This is a genomic window from Marinobacter alexandrii (assembly GCA_039984955.1).
Lineage (GTDB): Bacteria > Bacteroidota > Bacteroidia > Cytophagales > Cyclobacteriaceae > Ekhidna.
Genome location: JBDWTN010000007.1, coordinates 2,948,047 through 2,963,855, shown reverse-complemented (window position 1 = coordinate 2,963,855; position 15,809 = coordinate 2,948,047). Strand labels below are relative to the sequence as shown.

Here is a 15,809-nt window from a genome sequence, read left to right as displayed (position 1 = left end):
ATTTCATCAGCGGTACCCTGTTAATAAGATTCTTTTTCGTTGGGGAATTTTTGGGATTTAATGTCGGAAACATAATTTTCGAATGCCTCTTTCATCACCTGATTAAGGTCGGCATACTGCCGAAGAAAGCGAGGTTTGAAGTCTTGGGTAATACCTAACATATCATGTACGACAAGAACCTGACCATCCGTATCTGGTCCTGCACCTATTCCTATCGTAGGAATAGTGATTGATTCTGAAACTTTCTTCGCTAATTGAGATGGTATTTTCTCTAACACTATAGCAAAACAGCCTAATTCTTCCAATGCTTTTGCATCTTCAATGAGCTTCTGAGCTTCTTCCTCTTCTTTTGCACGTACAGTATACGTTCCGAATTTATAGATGGACTGAGGGGTCAGTCCTAAGTGTCCCATTACCGGAATACCGGCTGACAAAACACGTGTTACACTCTCTTTTATTTCAATGCCACCTTCCATTTTCACAGCATGTCCTCCTGCTTCCTTCATAATTCTAATACATGAACGAAGTGCTTCAGAAGAGTTGCCTTGATAGCTTCCAAAAGGAACATCTACAACAACCAATGCCCGGTTTACAGCCTTTACAACCGAAGTAGCGTGCCATATCATATGATCCAGTGTAATGGGTAAGGTTGTTTCGTTTCCTGCCATCACATTGGAAGCACTATCACCTACCAGTATTACATCAACTCCAGCCTGATCAATGATCTTAGCCATAGAGTAATCATAGGCTGTTAGCATAGAAATTTTCTCACCTTTCGCTTTCATTTCCTGAAGCTGGTGCGTAGTGATTAATTTGATCTTTCCGTGTATACTCATGGCATGAAATGGATGCGCAATTTACATAATCAACAATGGACTATAAAATGACGCATTTCCTAACTCGTACTTATTATGACAGTAAATTGACAAACTTTATTGATACTTGGAGAATTAAGAAAGTATTACAATCAATTAGGAGAGTGTGAATAGCAAGAAAACCTTATGAAGATTCATATTTTTGGTGCTTCTGGATCAGGCACTACTACACTCGCCAATGAATTGGCTGATAAGCTAAATTATGTTCATCTGGATGCTGATGAATATTACTGGAGAAAAACAAATCCTCCTTTTCAGGAAAAGATACCTTTGTCAGAAAGGAGTAACACATTACAGCTAGATTTTCAAAAAAATGTAAACGTTATTGTAAGTGGCTCGCTTGTAACATGGGGAGATTATTGGGTTAGTGCATTCGATCTTGCTATTTTCCTATTGATTCCTTCAGAAGTAAGGATGAGGAGGTTATCAAAAAGAGAACAAGAACGATACGGGGATCAGCTTATTAACGATCATACAATTGCCGATAATTCACAAGCATTCTTGGAATGGGCTAGAAAATATGACGATCCCAGTTTTGATGGTAGAAGTATCAAACAGCATCAAGACTGGATCAAAAAGTTAACCTGTAAAACGCTGAAGATTACTGGAGACACATCAATCGAAAAACGTATTCAATTAGTAAGAGAATCAATTAAGAAAGGTTAGAACTTTATGCTTTTGCTTCACGAGATGCAATACAAAAGAAGTTTGCAATGAATACTAGAGCAGTGTAATTTGTCGACTTTCTCAACTGAATAATCAAATCAATATAAACATGAAAGCATCATTCATCTCTGACTTATCCCTTCCCATTGTAGCGGCACCCATGTTTCTTATTTCTGGACCTGAGATGGTCATTGAATGTTGTAAAAGCGGGATAGTTGGTACATTCCCTGCACTTAACAATCGTTCGACAGAAGGTTTTGAGGAATGGGTTGTTGAGATTAAAGAAGAGTTGGCAAAATGGGAAGAGGAAACAGGGAAAAAAGCAGCGCCTTTTGGAGTAAATCTTATAGTTCATAAAACAAACCCGCGTCTGGAGGCGGATTTGGAAATTGTGGTAAAGCATAAAGTGCCGCTGATAATTACATCACTCGGAGCAGTTACTCAGCTAGTAGATGCCGTTCATAGCTATGGTGGCCTGGTATTCCATGATGTTATTATGAAACGTCATGCTGAAAAGGCTGCAGATGCGGGAGTTGACGGACTTATCCTCGTATGTGCTGGTGCCGGCGGTCATGCGGGCACATTAAATCCTATGTCGTTTGTTGGAGAAATCCGTAAGTTCTTCAATAAAACCATCTTGCTATCTGGCTGCATTTCGACCGGACGCGATATTGCTTCAGCCATGCAAATGGAGGCTGATTTGGCTTACATGGGTACCAGATTCATCAATACGAAAGAAAGTAAAGCACCCGAAGAGTATCGTAAAATGATAATAGAGGCAGGAGCCTCGGATATTGTATACACAGCGGCGGTATCAGGAGTACACGCCAACTTCCTAAAACCGAGCTTGGAAGCAATGGGTATCAGTGAAGAAATGTGGAAGCAGTCCGCAAAAGTTGATTTTGGAGAAGAGTTGTCAGCGAATGATGAAGCGAAAGCCTGGAAAACTATTTGGTCTGCTGGACAGGGTGTCACCAAAATTTACGATACACCAAGTATAAACGAACTTGTCAGTCGATTAAAGAAAGAATTTAGAGGTGCATTGCAAGAACAGTCGGATTTACTAAAGAAATATTAGCTTTTCCACTTAATGCTACACCCAATACTTGGTTTCTGATCCTCTATAATTGGATCATCCTCCAAATGGGCTTCAAGTGCATCAACCAAATCATCTCCCGTTACAGGCTCGGGGTTTCCTGGTGTGCTTGCATCAAATCTTCCTCGGTAAATACATTTAAGCTCTTCATCAAACAGGAAGAAATCAGGAGTGCATGCGGCCTGATAGGCTTTAGCTACTTCTTGTGATTCATCATACAGGTAAGGAAAGGAGAACTCAAATTCTTCTGCCTGAGCTTTGAGTCCGTCTGGACCATCTTCTGGATAGGCATTCGCATCATTTGAAGAGATGGCAACAAACCCAACTTTAAGATCCATATATTGTCGGGCAACTACTGCAATTTCTTCTTCAATATTTTTCACGAAAGGACAATGTGCGCATATAAACATCACAACTAGTCCGTACTCCGATTTTACGTCTTCCAGTGTTTTATTTTCTCCTGAAATAACATCTAAAAGATCAAAATCAGGCGCCACTGTTCCTAAAGGCATCATATTCGATTCTGCTGCAGCCATACTTATGAATTGATTATTTTTAAATCTGAGCTATTAAGATAATACAAGACTATATATGAAAAAATTCATTCTTTCTTTTTTAACACTTTCTATCCTGCATTTAGCAAATGCGCAAATAACTTCTGCTCCATCTAGAACGAACGGCGAGGGTCCTTATGATATGACCATCATTAGAGGAGCTACCATGATTAATGGAAATGGAGCTCCTCCTATTGGTCCGGTAGATATTGTGATAGAAAAAAATAAAATAACGAAGGTTCAGGTTGTCGGTTACCCTGGAGTAGAAATCAGTTCTGAAAGACGACCAAAGCTGGAAGGAAATGGAATAGAGATTGATGCAGAGGGGATGTTTGTACTTCCTGGATTTGTAGATATGCATGGTCACATAGGTGGTACAAGTCAAGGCACACCTGCTGAATATGTATTCAAACTATGGCTGGCACATGGTATCACTACCATTCGAGATCCTTCAGCCGGAAATGGGCTGGATTGGGTTCTGAGACACAAAAACAGAAGCGTAAAAAATGAAATAACTGCACCTCGAATTTTAGCATACACTTCCTTTGGACAGAATCTTGAGAAAGTGGAAATAGTAAAAAACCTTCCCGGTGAACGATCTACTGGAACTGAAGTGCTGAAAGGTCCAATAACTAATGCGGCAGAAGCAATCTCTTGGGTAAGAGCGAATTATCGCAGAGGTGCCGATGGGATTAAGTTTTTTGGAGCATCTCCTGAAGTCATGGAAGCTGCCTTACAAGAGAATAAAAGACTTGGATTGAAGTCAGCATGTCATCATGCTCAGCTTAATGTAGGATGGTGGAACGTGCTCAACTCCGCAGAAGCAGGATTAACTACTATGGAGCATTGGTATGGATTGCCCGAGGCTCTTTTTGATGATCGTATCGTTCAAGATTACCCAGTAGGGTATAATTATCAGAATGAACAAGATCGGTTTGGTGAAGCTGGAAGACTTTGGAAGCAGGCAGCAGAACCTTACTCAGAGAAGTGGAATGCCGTAATGAATAGATTGCTGGAATTGGACTTCACGCTGGATCCCACATTCAATATCTATGAAGCCAGCAGAGATCTCATGCGTTCTAGAAATGCTGATTGGCATAACGATTACACACTACCTTCTCTATGGAAGTTTTATCAACCAAGTAAGGTGTCACATGGGTCATATTGGCACTTTTGGGGTACAGAAGAAGAAGTGGCATGGAAAGAAAACTATAAGCTGTGGATGACTTTCGTAAATGAATACAAGAACAGAGGTGGGCGTGTGACGACAGGCTCTGACTCTGGGTTCATCTTCCAATTATATGGTTTCGCTTATATCCGTGAAATGGAGCTACTAAGGGAAGCAGGCTTTCATCCTTTGGAAGTCATTCGATCCGCTACATTAATGGGAGCGCAAGCCTTAGGTATGGAGAAAGAAATAGGAACAATTGAAGTTGGTAAAATGGCTGACTTGGTCATTGTTGAAGAAAATCCTTTGGCCAACCTTAAAGTTCTTTACGGAACTGGAGCTATTAAGCTAACAGAGGACAATGAAGTAACTCGGGTTGGTGGAGTGAAGTACACCGTTAAAGATGGTATAGTTTATGATGCTAAAGAACTGCTAAAAGATGTTCGTGAAATGGTGAAAGAATCGAAAAACGGAGAAGAACTAAAGCAACCTGGATATCCAAACTGGAAAGAATAAATGAAACAGAAGGCATTACTCATTCTCCCAATAATCTTATTGGGTTGTCAGCAAGGCGGAAGTCGAGTGGATACTCAATCTGCAGAAGTGATGACTCCTCGAGATGAAACAAAAGTTTATAGTCTATTGGGTGAAGAACTCCCAGAAATCCAATTGACTGCTCAGGAAAAAGAAAGCTACGAGAAAAACCTAAAAGAGGCACGAGGCTATCTGGACGTGAATCCAGATAGTCTTGAATTGATTATATGGTATGGTCGAAGATTTGCATACTTGGGTAAATATTTTGAAGCGATTGATGTCTACTCCTCTGCAATAGAAAAATTCCCCTCTTCTTACAGACTTAGGCGGCATAGAGGTCATCGATATATTACAACCAGGCAATTTGAAAAAGCCATTGAAGATTTTGAGATGGCTGCATTCTATAGCCTAAATGCAGAAAATAGAACTGAACCAGATGGTATTCCCAACAAGCTCAATAAACCTGTCGGAAATGATAAATTCAACATTTGGTACCACTATGGATTAGCTCATTACCTAAGTGGCAGATTTGACAAGGCTTTATCTGCTTATAACAGATGCATGGAGTTTAGTACGAATAATGACTTACTAGCTGCTACTTCTTATTGGTTATATATGACATATAAGAAAATTGGTAATCCAGAATTGGCAGATCAAATATTGGAAGGTATTTCAAGCAAGATGAAAGTGATTGAGAATGACGCTTACCTAGACTTACTTCTCCTTTTTAAGGGCGAAAAAAATCCTGAAGTGTTGGCAAAAAAAGCATTTTCAGATGGAGGAGAAATCAATGAAGCACTTGGGTACGGCATTGGCAACTACTATCAACAGCAAGGAAATACAGAGAAAGCAAATGAGATTTTTTTGAAAATATTAGAAAGCCCTAACTGGTTTGCCTTTGGATACATAGCAGCAGAAGCAGAATTAACTTCTACTTTTCCTGTCCCATCCTCCTAATTTCATTTCGAAGCTGAATGGCCACATTTGGAAAATCTGTGATGATCCCATCAACCCCGGCATTCAACATTTTCAGCATATCCTCACGGGTATTAACAGGATAGGCATGTACCTCATATCCTTTTGCATGCATTTGAAAAACACGTCTCGGGGATAATGTTTCCCATTGTGGATTAATGGCTTTCATCCGATTACTTTCTTTCGCTCGTCCCATATGAATACGTGTTTCGATATAGAATGCAATCAACGGAGCTGAGTCTTCTCCAATAATTAGTGCTTTGGTTTCAATAAAAGGATCTAGTTCATGTACTTCATCTAGATAGGTAGGTTCATAAGATTGCAGTATAATCCAATCTTCCCCATTCTTTTCACCCATCACTACCTCTACTAGTTTTTCAGCAAAATCGTGGTAATGTGGATGGTCCATATGTTTGATCTCTATCAAAACTGTCGTCTGACCATCTATGAAATCCAATACTTCTTTTAACGTCGGTATTTTTTCTTCCTGATACTGAGAATCAAACCACGATCCTACTTCAAATTGTTGTAATTCTTCCAGAGTATAGTCATGCACATCTCCAGTGACAGAGTTTCCAAGTGAGTCCCTTGTTACACGATCCAATCGTTGATCATGAAAGACAATAATTTGTTCATCTTTTGTATGGCGAACATCCAGTTCGATTTGATCAACACCTAATTCAAGTGCTTTTTTGAAAGAAGCCATTGTATTCTCTGGAGCGAGTCCTGAAGCACCCTTATGTGCAATAATTTGAAACTCCTTGCCACCTAATCTATCAATCGAAGTACTGGCGAAAAAATTTCTGTAGAACCAAGGCTCAAAAAGCGATAGAGCACCAAAAAGCAAAAAGAAAGGCGCAGAATAAAGTAAAAACTTCTTAGTCATCAGGTGTGATTATTTAACTGGAAAAGTTACAAAAAAGAAACCAAATACTACTATTCTGAAGGTTTAACGAGCTTGATTCCCAATTCGCTCAGCTGCTCTTTTGAAATTGTTGAAGGTGAATCGATCATCACATCTCTCCCTGAATTGTTTTTCGGAAAGGCAATGAAATCTCTAATACTCTGCTCTCCAGCCATAATCGCGCATAATCGATCAAAACCAAAAGCAACTCCCCCATGTGGTGGAGCTCCATATTCAAAAGCACCCATTAAGAATCCAAACTGCTCTTCTGCCTCCTCCTTACTGAAGCCTAGCACTTCAAACATCCTGGCTTGCATGTCTCGATCATGGATTCTGATAGAGCCTCCTCCTGCTTCGACTCCATTGATTACCATATCATATGCATTCGCTCTCACCGCCCCAGGGTCAAAGTTTAGTTTTTCCACATCTTCAGGCTTAGGTGCTGTAAATGGATGATGCATGGCATGGTATCTGTCAGTTTCCTCATCCCATTCCAGCAATGGGAAGTCCAAGACCCATGCAGCAGCTACCTTATTCTTATCTCTTAAACCAAGTCTTTCTCCCATTTCAAGACGTAGTTCGTTCAATGCTTTTCGTGTTTGATTAGCCTCTCCAGCCATAATTAAAATCAAGTCACCTGATTTGGACCCAAATTTTTCAGCCCAAGCTTTTAGCGCATCCTGATCGAAAAACTTGTCTACAGACGATTTAAATGTTCCATCCTCATTGCACTTCACATAAACCAGACCCTTAGCTCCTATTTGTGGTTTCTTGACAAAATCAGTCAGACCATCCAATTGCTTTCTGGTGTATTCAGCACAACCTTCAGCATTGATGCCAACAACCAATTCTGCGCTATCAAACACAACAAACCCCTTGTCTTTTGCCAAATCATTCAACTCACAAAACTCCATTCCAAAACGTAAATCCGGCTTATCAGACCCATATTTCACCATAGCATCATCATAGCTAATACGCTGAAAATCATCTAACACTATTCCTTCTATTTCCTTGTAAAGAAACTTGGTCATTCCCTCAAAAGTCTGCAATACATCCTCTTGCTCTACAAATGCCATTTCACAATCAATCTGTGTAAACTCTGGCTGACGATCCGCTCTTAAATCTTCGTCTCTGAAGCATTTTACAATCTGAAAGTAGCGGTCCATGCCAGCAACCATTAGAAGCTGCTTAAAAGTTTGAGGAGACTGGGGAAGCGCATAAAACTCATTCTCATTCATTCGAGATGGAACAACAAAATCTCTTGCCCCTTCTGGAGTAGACTTGATTAAATAAGGCGTCTCCACCTCTACAAAAGCTTCCTTATTTAAATACTCTCTTACTTTTTGCATCATCGTATGACGCAATTGAAGTTTTTTCCGTACTGGATTTCTTCTGATATCCAGATATCGATACTTCATTCGGAGATCTTCTCCCCCATCGGTCTCATCTTCAATCGTGAATGGAGGCACCTTCGATCCATTCAATAATTCTAGGTTATTTACCCTGATTTCCACATCACCAGTGGTCATTTTATCATTCTTGGAGTACCGCTCCACCACTTCTCCAGTGGCCTTCACTACAAACTCACGTCCTACTTTTTTTGCTTGATCAATAATAGACTGATCCGTTACACCGTCTTCAAAAATTAATTGAGTAATTCCGTACCTATCTCTGAGATCTATCCAAACTACACCACCTTTATCCCGTTGCTTTTGCACCCATCCGCAGAGTGTAATAGTTTGTCCAATATGTTCTGATCTCAGTTCACCACAGGTGTGCGTGCGTAGCATATATTTCTTTTTTAAATCAAAATGAGGCGCAAAGGTAGGCCGATCACCGGAAAATACCTTTCACCTTTTTAGCTTTGAGTTATGAAGCAAACAATTTCTATACTCTCTATTCTATTAGCTCTTCAGAGCTTTGCCCAGACCTTCTCTACTGTAAAGGTGGGTCCTGATGAAAAAATCAGCCTCCAGATTCCCGATTCCTTCATCAGTATGACGGATCAGGATCGAATGAAACAGGTTTACTCTTCCAAAGTGCCTTTGGCAATGTTTGCAAATGAAAACCAAGATGTTACCCTTGGGATTAATTACAATATCATGCAATGGACGGAAAGCGATACTGAATTGATTTATGGTTTTTATAAAGCGAGTGTCAAGAATCTATTTGACGAAATCGAATTCATTCAAGATGAAATCAAGGAAATAAATGGGAGGAAATACATTGTTTTTGAATTTGTATCTTCTATTACAGATGACAATGCATTCTCAGGAACAAGGTCATCTAAAAACTATACATACATACAGTATACTTCTTACAACAATCAAGTTCTTCTTTTCAATTTCAGTTGCAAAGCAAGATTAATGAGCAACTGGCAACCAATTGCAAACGAAATAATGAATAGTATCAAAGTGAAGCAATGAGTTTAAGCGTATATAGCGACGAACACTTTATGAGGCAAGCACTCCTGGAGGCACAAAATGCTTTTGATGAAGGTGAGATTCCAATTGGCGCGGTTGTGGTTTGTGAAAACAAAATCATCGCCAAGGATCATAACCGCGTGGAGCGTTTGAATGATGCTACCGCACATGCCGAGATGCTTGCTATTACTGCCGCTCAAAATCATCTTAGCTCGAAGTATCTGAATGAATGCACCTTATTTGTTACACTAGAGCCATGCAGCATGTGTGCAGGAGGTCTTTTCTGGACACAGGTCGGGAGAATAGTGATAGGAGCTTTAGATAAAGAAAGAGGCTTCTCTAGATATAACAAAGACATTATTCATCCTAAAACAGAATTAAAACTTGGTGTGAGTGCTCCTGAATGTGAGGTTTTAATTAAAGGTTTCTTTAAAAGAATAAGGAAAAAATAGGAGTCTCGAAACTTAAATTCTACGCTAAAAGATTCATGAAGATCGCCTATAAAAGTAAAAATACTGTAAATCAAATAAGTCATTCTATTCTATGTTAATAGTAAAAGAAAGTTGAATGTGAGTTCCATTATTAATGTAAGTGAATATCATCAAATACCAATTCTTGACGGGTTGGAATTATTAAATGCAAAGTCTCACACACTTGACTTTCCGTTTCATACGCACGAAACTTTCAATATCGCTCTTATTCTAACCTCTACCTTTAACACAAAACTTACCGACAAATTTTTAAAAGCACCTATTAGCACCCTATCAATCACAAATCCGGGCGAAGTTCATGCAACACCATGTGATCGAGATCTTGGAAATTCATTTTTCACCTATTACGTATCTCCAGAAGCTATAAAGGATTTTAATAATGGTGAAGACGTCTTCTTTGAGGATAAGATTATTTACGATCAAAAAATTTTCAATGAGCTTTACTTCTTATCTAAAAATTATAAGAAAAGCCATGTCGAATTTGAAAAAAGACTAACCACTTCTTTGAAATTGTTAGTGAGAAAATATGCAACCGAAAGACCAATCGATTTTAAAACAAATAAACTGTTTCAAAGCTTCATCAATGAAACCAGCTTTAACTCTTTTTCATTGGATAAAACAGCGTCAAAGTTTGGAATAAACAAGTACAAGTTTATCAGACTCTTCAAGCAGGAAACAGGTTTAACACCAAATAATTTTGTACTGTTAAAAAAAATTGAAAAGAGTAAGAGAATGCTAAAAAATGGCACTCCAATATTCAATGTCGCAATTGATTGTGGGTTTTATGATCCTTCTCATTTTTATAAAAACTTCAAAAGATTCACAGGTGTGAATCCTATGGACTTCCAAAATGCTCTTCAGGTTAAGTACTGAAATATTTTACAATAGAAACAAGTTTTAAAAGCTTCATTTTGTCAAAAATCGAAAATCATGAAGCATCCATTAATTATATTCTTAGCATTAATGTCTTCCCTATTACTTGCTCAAGATGATAGCCTCTTAAAAACCCACTCAAAAGATAAACTCTTAGAAGATTATGATTTAATGGTTTCTTCCTTGAAAGAGGCACATACTGGGCTTTATTGGTATACTAGCTTTTCTGAGTATGAAAAGGTTTTCAAAGAAAACAGAGATAAAATTTATGATGGGATGGATTCATACGAATTCTTCAGAGTGCTCTCTTTTGTTACCGCTGCTGACAAAGAAGGACATTCAAGAGTGAGTTCCTCTTCGAGTGATATCGGGAATTATATCAGTCAGAAAGGAAAGTATCTGCCATTTGGTATCAAAACAATTGATAAAAAAATCTACTTACTCAATGACATTGGAGACAACAAAACGAAGGGTAAATTTTTAAGCAGCATAGATGGGGTGGTCATAGATTCCATTGTGAGCAAGATGTTCGATCATATTTCTCGTTTATCAGATGGTTTCACTACCTCTGGCAAGTATAGAGTTATTGACAGATTTAGTTTTGCAGGTTACTATTTAGATTTTATTCACATCCCTAAAAAAGACAATGCTTCCATTACTCTTATTGATCCAAAGACTAATAGCAAAACAAAAATAACCGTTAAACTAGTTGACAGAGACGGTCTAGTTTCAATCGCTCGAAAAACTCCAAAAAAGAAGATCGAGCAAATAGAGGGACTGTACAACTTTGAAATAAAATCAGATATTCAAACAGCAATTATGACGTTTAATGATTTCGGTTACGAGGAATTTGAAGAAGAGCACCGAAGTTTTAAAACAGTTGTAGATAGTCTGTTTGGAATCATCCAAAAGAGAGAAATAAGAAATTTGGTAATCGACATCCGAAACGTTCGAGGTGGCTCAGAAGGTGCTGAAGATTATCTGTTTTCTTACCTAACAAAAACACCGTATGAAAAATACAAATATGTTGAGACTAAGGGTCTGGAATATTCTTTCATTAATTACACAAATTATAAGGATGACAAAGAGGAGCTCTACAGCATGCTGAAGGAAGAACACTACCTAGCAAAAGATGGAAGATTTTTGAGAAAAGAAGGTGTATTGTCGACCGAATCACCTCAGGAAAACCCATTCCTCGGAAATTTATACATACTAATTTCCGGTAAAACCTATTCTGGCGGTTCTGAATTTGCATCAATTGCAAAAGCACAATCAGATGCTTTATTTATTGGAGAAGAAACAGGCGGTGGGTTTTATGGACAAACCAGTGGCCTATATACATATCTGCTTCTACCAAATTCACAAATGGAAATAAGAATACCTCTACTAAAATTTTCTACCAACTTTGAAAGTGCTGATATTCCATTTGGGCGTGGAGTTATCCCAGACCATAAAGTCACAACCACTTTTGAAGAATATATGGCTGAACAAGATGTAGAATTAGAATACACCCTAAATTTAATCGAAGAGGGCAAATAGTATTTTCGAAATGTTCGAGTAATATGAATTTACCTGATAGGCACAGGCTGAGCTAAGTTAATAGTCATATCTATTGTTCTGCTAATCCCATGAACCTAAAAAAGACATTATTCAAATTAAAAAGAGCAACCAAACCTGCATTCTTATTGTTATAATTACCGAATCATTTTTTTGAACCTATAAAAATCACGATAACTATGGCTTTTGAATTACCAAACCTACCGTATGCACATGATGCATTAGAACCACACATTGATGCAAAAACCATGGAAATACATCATGGTAAACACCATGCTGCCTATGTTTCCAAAGTTAATGCAGCCATTGAAGGGGCAGATATGGATGGAAAATCCATAGAAGATCTGTGCAAGAATCACTCCGATAATGCAGCAGTAAGAAATAACGGAGGTGGTCACTTTAATCACACACTTTTTTGGTCGGTTATGAGTCCAAACGGTGGTGGTGAACCTTCAGGTGCTCTAGCAGATGCAATCAATTCAGCTTTCGGATCATTTGACAAGTTCAAAGAAGAGTTCAGCAATGCCGCGGCTACTCGATTTGGTAGTGGATGGGCATGGTTATGCAAGAATAGTGATGGATCAGTGTCAGTTTGCTCGACTGCCAATCAGGACAATCCTTTGATGCCTGAGGCAGGATGTTCAGGAACACCTATCTTAGGATTAGACGTGTGGGAGCACGCGTACTACTTAAATTATCAAAATAGACGTCCAGATTACATTAATGCTTTTTTTAATGTGGTAAATTGGGATGCTGTAGGAGAAAAATTCGCTGGATAATTGTCAATTCGAAAATCCCTATATATTTGCGCCCAAGAATGAGAATAAATCAACTACATCATCATGCACATCATTACAACTTCACTCAAGAGAGGTGAGAAGATGATGCTGTAGTTATATTAAAATAACCCAAAGGCCCGTCGGATTACCGTCGGGCCTTTTTTTGTCGCTATGCGACAGAGTAACATTGAGATAATGAATTAGTTCTAACCAAGTAACTGCCAAAAAGAAAAGTAATGAATCAGGTACTAAAAATAGCCGTACAGAAAAGCGGCCGTCTCAACGAGAAAAGCATGGGCTTACTCAAGGAGTGTGGAATTAAAATAAATAATGGAGGCAAACTGATGTCCACGGCTTCCAATTTCCCTTTGGAAGTCTTCTACCTGCGAGATGATGATATTCCTCAATATGTAGCAGAAGGCGTTGCAGATATCGGGATTGTGGGAGAAAATGAATACCTAGAGAAACAGCAGCCGGTAACAATAATTAATCGGACAGGATTTTCTAAGTGTCGTTTATCTCTGGCTATTCGAAGAGAAGAAGAGTATACAGGACTTGAGTGGTTTTCGGGTAAACGAATTGCGACAAGTTACCCCATTATCTTAAAGAATTTTCTCGAAAAGAATAACATCAATGCAACCGTGGAAGTAATAAGCGGTAGTGTTGAGATAGCTCCTGGAATTGGGCTAGCTGAGGCTGTCTTCGATATCGTGAGTACAGGAAGTACATTGCTAGCGAACGGATTAAAAGAAGTAGAGGTTGCGCTGAAAAGTGAGGCGCTATTGGTAGCGAATACCATGTTGACCTCCGAAAAGAAACAAATACTTGATAAGCTTTTATTTCGAATTGAAGCAGTCAAATCAGCCAAACAGAATAAGTACATTCTGCTAAACGCTCCTAACAATCAGCTTAATAATATTATCAATTTGCTACCGGGCATGAGGAGTCCTACCGTTTTGCCACTTGCCGATGAAGGATGGAGCAGCGTACATAGTGTTATCAAAGAAGATGATTTTTGGGATGTGATTGACCAGCTCAAAGAAAAAGGTGCAGAAGGCATTTTAGTTTGCCCAATTGAAAAGATGATTGTGTAATTAGTCGATAGCCTTTAAGTAGACATGCCTCTGTTGACCATCGGCTATTGATTATGGACTTGTATAAAATGAAAAACATAAAATATCCAGAACCCAGCATTTGGGCTTCCATTTGCAAACGTCCCACATTCGATCTCTCAGAATTGGAAGGAAAGGTTAAAACAATCCTTGCTGATGTCAAAGATCGAGGCGATAGTGCGCTACTTGAAATGGGAGAAAAATTTGATGGAGTAAAACTTGACTCAGTTTCGATCGAATTGAGTTCAATGGCATTCAAAATAGATGAAGAACTAGCTAGTGCTATCCAAATTGCTAAATCCAATATTGAAAAGTTCCACCTCTCTCAGAATGAGGAAGTCCAGATAATCGAAACCATGCCTGGGGTCAGTTGCTGGCGCAAAAGTGTAGGCATTCAAAATGTAGGTTTATATATTCCAGGTGGATCAGCTCCTCTATTCTCTACCCTGCTCATGCTTGCTATTCCTGCAAAAATTGCTAATTGTAAAAACATCGTTGTTTGCACACCGCCGACAAAAGAAGGAAAACTTAATGAAGTCATTGGATGGACCTGTAAGCTCTTAGGAATAGAGAAAGTATTCCTAACAGGAGGAGCTCAGGCTATAGCAGCAATGACCTTTGGGACCGAGTCTATTCCTCAAGTTGATAAAATTTTTGGCCCGGGAAATCAGTATGTAACAGCAGCTAAACAACTAGCACAAAATTATGGCGTAGCTATAGACATGCCAGCAGGTCCTAGTGAAGTATTGATCATTGCTGATGATTCTGCTTATCCTGAATTTATTGCAGCAGATTTGCTTTCTCAAGCAGAACATGGACCTGATAGTCAGGTTGTGCTGGTTAGTGATTCTGAGGTTTTAATCTCCAGAGTTGAACAGGAAATAATCAAACAAGTTGAAGACCTGCCAAGAAAAGACATTGCAAAAAAAGCGTTAGAAAACAGTCAATCAGTTTTAGTTAAAAACCTGAATGAAGCAGTTTTGTTTAGTAATGAATACGCCCCAGAACACCTCATCATTGCTACGGCAAATGCTGAAGAGATAGGAGAACGAATCACAATTGCTGGAAGTATCTTCCTTGGTAATTGGAGCTGTGAAAGCGCTGGAGATTATGCAAGTGGAACAAATCACACTTTACCAACTAATGGTTATGCTCGTAACTACAGCGGAGTATCGCTGGATAGTTTTGTAAAAAAAATCACGTTCCAAAAGCTTAATGAACAAGGCATCCAGAATCTCGGCCCAGCTATCGAAAAAATGGCAGCAGCAGAGCAGCTAGAGGCACATAAAAATGCAGTTAGTTTGAGGTTAGAGAAGATAAAAAACCTCCCCCCCACCCACTCCAAAGGGGGAGTTAGGGACGAACAATTCCCCCTCACTGAGGGGGCAAGGGGGAGGGAAAGTGATAAACATTATTACTACAATAAAAGCCTTAAAGACAAAGCAAAAAAACTCAGAAACGAATCTACAATTGCGGAAGCAACACTATGGAAATATGTTCTTCGTGCTAGCGGTTTAGGCTATCCTTTCAAAAGACAAAGACCTATTGGAAACTATATTGTAGATTTTGTTTCAATTCCATTAAAACTAATTATAGAAGTGGATGGTATTACTCACAGCTATGAAGAGATGACTGTGAAAGATGAGATAAAACAAAAAGAGCTTGAAGATTTAGGGTTCACAATCATTAGAATCACTGATGATTCAATTCTTAGCAATGTAGACAGAGTAAGAAGTTATTTATCAGAAGAAATTAAAAATCTACCCCTTAATCCCCCTCCAAAGGAGGAGAATAAAATTTGA

The 15,809-nt window shown here is 38.8% G+C and carries 15 protein-coding genes; 11 read left to right on the top strand and 4 right to left on the bottom strand.

What is annotated here, in order from left to right; genetic code table 11:
* Nucleotides 1–20: 20 nt before the first annotated feature.
* Nucleotides 21–836 carry a 3-methyl-2-oxobutanoate hydroxymethyltransferase gene (gene panB, locus ABJQ32_19475; GenBank protein MEP5291845.1) on the bottom strand — a complete coding sequence of 272 codons (816 nt, stop codon included), beginning with the start codon at nt 834–836 and terminating at the stop codon, nt 21–23.
* Between the two features lie 165 nt (nt 837–1,001).
* Between panB and ABJQ32_19470 the strand changes: the two genes are divergently transcribed.
* Together ABJQ32_19470 and ABJQ32_19465 are read left to right on the top strand one after the other, a co-directional pair.
* On the top strand, nt 1,002–1,541 hold the full coding sequence (locus tag ABJQ32_19470; GenBank protein MEP5291844.1) for an AAA family ATPase: 540 nt from the start codon (nt 1,002–1,004) through the stop codon (nt 1,539–1,541).
* Between the two features lie 109 nt (nt 1,542–1,650).
* Complete coding sequence (locus ABJQ32_19465) at nt 1,651–2,619, top strand: nitronate monooxygenase (protein MEP5291843.1); 969 nt, start codon at nt 1,651–1,653, stop codon at nt 2,617–2,619.
* Here ABJQ32_19465 and ABJQ32_19460 read toward each other — a convergent pair.
* Complete coding sequence (locus ABJQ32_19460) at nt 2,616–3,173, bottom strand: thioredoxin family protein (GenBank protein ID MEP5291842.1); 558 nt, start codon at nt 3,171–3,173, stop codon at nt 2,616–2,618. The genes ABJQ32_19465 and ABJQ32_19460 overlap by 4 nt on opposite strands.
* A 55-nt stretch (nt 3,174–3,228) precedes the next feature.
* On the opposite strand from ABJQ32_19460, the gene ABJQ32_19455 reads away from it, so the two are divergent.
* Both ABJQ32_19455 and ABJQ32_19450 read left to right on the top strand, forming a co-directional pair.
* Complete coding sequence (locus tag ABJQ32_19455) at nt 3,229–4,875, top strand: amidohydrolase family protein (protein ID MEP5291841.1); 1,647 nt, start codon at nt 3,229–3,231, stop codon at nt 4,873–4,875.
* Nucleotides 4,876–5,850, top strand: coding sequence for a tetratricopeptide repeat protein (locus tag ABJQ32_19450; GenBank protein ID MEP5291840.1), 975 nt, complete (start codon nt 4,876–4,878; stop codon nt 5,848–5,850).
* On the opposite strand, the gene ABJQ32_19445 is transcribed toward ABJQ32_19450, so the two are convergent.
* Both ABJQ32_19445 and aspS read right to left on the bottom strand, forming a co-directional pair.
* The gene (locus tag ABJQ32_19445) at nt 5,825–6,754 is read right to left on the bottom strand and encodes a glycerophosphodiester phosphodiesterase family protein (protein MEP5291839.1); all 930 of its coding nucleotides are present in this window, start codon (nt 6,752–6,754) and stop codon (nt 5,825–5,827) included. The two genes, ABJQ32_19450 and ABJQ32_19445, sit on opposite strands and share 26 nt — an antisense overlap.
* A gap of 50 nt (nt 6,755–6,804) precedes the next feature.
* Nucleotides 6,805–8,562: an aspartate--tRNA ligase gene (aspS, locus tag ABJQ32_19440; protein MEP5291838.1), complete on the bottom strand. Its 1,758-nt coding sequence runs from the start codon at nt 8,560–8,562 to the stop codon at nt 6,805–6,807.
* An 81-nt stretch (nt 8,563–8,643) separates the two neighbouring features.
* Between aspS and ABJQ32_19435 the strand changes: the two genes are divergently transcribed.
* From ABJQ32_19435 to hisD, 7 genes are all read left to right on the top strand, one after another.
* Nucleotides 8,644–9,198 (top strand): hypothetical protein, encoded by a 555-nt coding sequence (locus tag ABJQ32_19435; protein ID MEP5291837.1) that lies wholly within the window; start codon nt 8,644–8,646, stop codon nt 9,196–9,198.
* The gene (locus ABJQ32_19430; GenBank protein MEP5291836.1) at nt 9,195–9,647 is read left to right on the top strand and encodes a nucleoside deaminase; all 453 of its coding nucleotides are present in this window, start codon (nt 9,195–9,197) and stop codon (nt 9,645–9,647) included. The genes ABJQ32_19435 and ABJQ32_19430 overlap by 4 nt, the downstream gene beginning before the upstream one ends.
* Nucleotides 9,648–9,764: 117 nt before the next feature.
* Nucleotides 9,765–10,559 carry an AraC family transcriptional regulator gene (locus tag ABJQ32_19425; GenBank protein MEP5291835.1) on the top strand — a complete coding sequence of 265 codons (795 nt, stop codon included), beginning with the start codon at nt 9,765–9,767 and terminating at the stop codon, nt 10,557–10,559.
* A gap of 57 nt (nt 10,560–10,616) precedes the next feature.
* Nucleotides 10,617–12,098 carry a S41 family peptidase gene (locus ABJQ32_19420; GenBank protein MEP5291834.1) on the top strand — a complete coding sequence of 494 codons (1,482 nt, stop codon included), beginning with the start codon at nt 10,617–10,619 and terminating at the stop codon, nt 12,096–12,098.
* Nucleotides 12,099–12,295: 197 nt separating this feature from the next.
* Nucleotides 12,296–12,895, top strand: a complete 600-nt coding sequence (locus ABJQ32_19415) for a superoxide dismutase (protein ID MEP5291833.1) — start codon at nt 12,296–12,298, stop codon at nt 12,893–12,895.
* A gap of 236 nt (nt 12,896–13,131) precedes the next feature.
* Nucleotides 13,132–13,989, top strand: coding sequence for an ATP phosphoribosyltransferase (hisG, locus tag ABJQ32_19410; protein ID MEP5291832.1), 858 nt, complete (start codon nt 13,132–13,134; stop codon nt 13,987–13,989).
* A 68-nt stretch (nt 13,990–14,057) separates the two neighbouring features.
* On the top strand, nt 14,058–15,809 hold the full coding sequence (hisD, locus tag ABJQ32_19405; protein MEP5291831.1) for a histidinol dehydrogenase: 1,752 nt from the start codon (nt 14,058–14,060) through the stop codon (nt 15,807–15,809).

Coding starts and splice junctions, on each gene's coding strand:
- ABJQ32_19445 (MEP5291839.1), bottom strand. CDS start 6,754: ATGACTAAGAAGTTTTTACTTTATTCTGCGCCTTTCTTTTTGCTTTTT.
- panB (MEP5291845.1), bottom strand. CDS start 836: ATGAGTATACACGGAAAGATCAAATTAATCACTACGCACCAGCTTCAG.
- aspS (MEP5291838.1), bottom strand. CDS start 8,562: ATGCTACGCACGCACACCTGTGGTGAACTGAGATCAGAACATATTGGA.
- ABJQ32_19430 (MEP5291836.1), top strand. CDS start 9,195: ATGAGTTTAAGCGTATATAGCGACGAACACTTTATGAGGCAAGCACTC.
- ABJQ32_19415 (MEP5291833.1), top strand. CDS start 12,296: ATGGCTTTTGAATTACCAAACCTACCGTATGCACATGATGCATTAGAA.
- ABJQ32_19460 (MEP5291842.1), bottom strand. CDS start 3,173: ATGGCTGCAGCAGAATCGAATATGATGCCTTTAGGAACAGTGGCGCCT.
- ABJQ32_19455 (MEP5291841.1), top strand. CDS start 3,229: ATGAAAAAATTCATTCTTTCTTTTTTAACACTTTCTATCCTGCATTTA.
- ABJQ32_19465 (MEP5291843.1), top strand. CDS start 1,651: ATGAAAGCATCATTCATCTCTGACTTATCCCTTCCCATTGTAGCGGCA.
- ABJQ32_19435 (MEP5291837.1), top strand. CDS start 8,644: ATGAAGCAAACAATTTCTATACTCTCTATTCTATTAGCTCTTCAGAGC.
- ABJQ32_19450 (MEP5291840.1), top strand. CDS start 4,876: ATGAAACAGAAGGCATTACTCATTCTCCCAATAATCTTATTGGGTTGT.
- ABJQ32_19470 (MEP5291844.1), top strand. CDS start 1,002: ATGAAGATTCATATTTTTGGTGCTTCTGGATCAGGCACTACTACACTC.
- hisG (MEP5291832.1), top strand. CDS start 13,132: ATGAATCAGGTACTAAAAATAGCCGTACAGAAAAGCGGCCGTCTCAAC.
- hisD (MEP5291831.1), top strand. CDS start 14,058: ATGAAAAACATAAAATATCCAGAACCCAGCATTTGGGCTTCCATTTGC.
- ABJQ32_19420 (MEP5291834.1), top strand. CDS start 10,617: ATGAAGCATCCATTAATTATATTCTTAGCATTAATGTCTTCCCTATTA.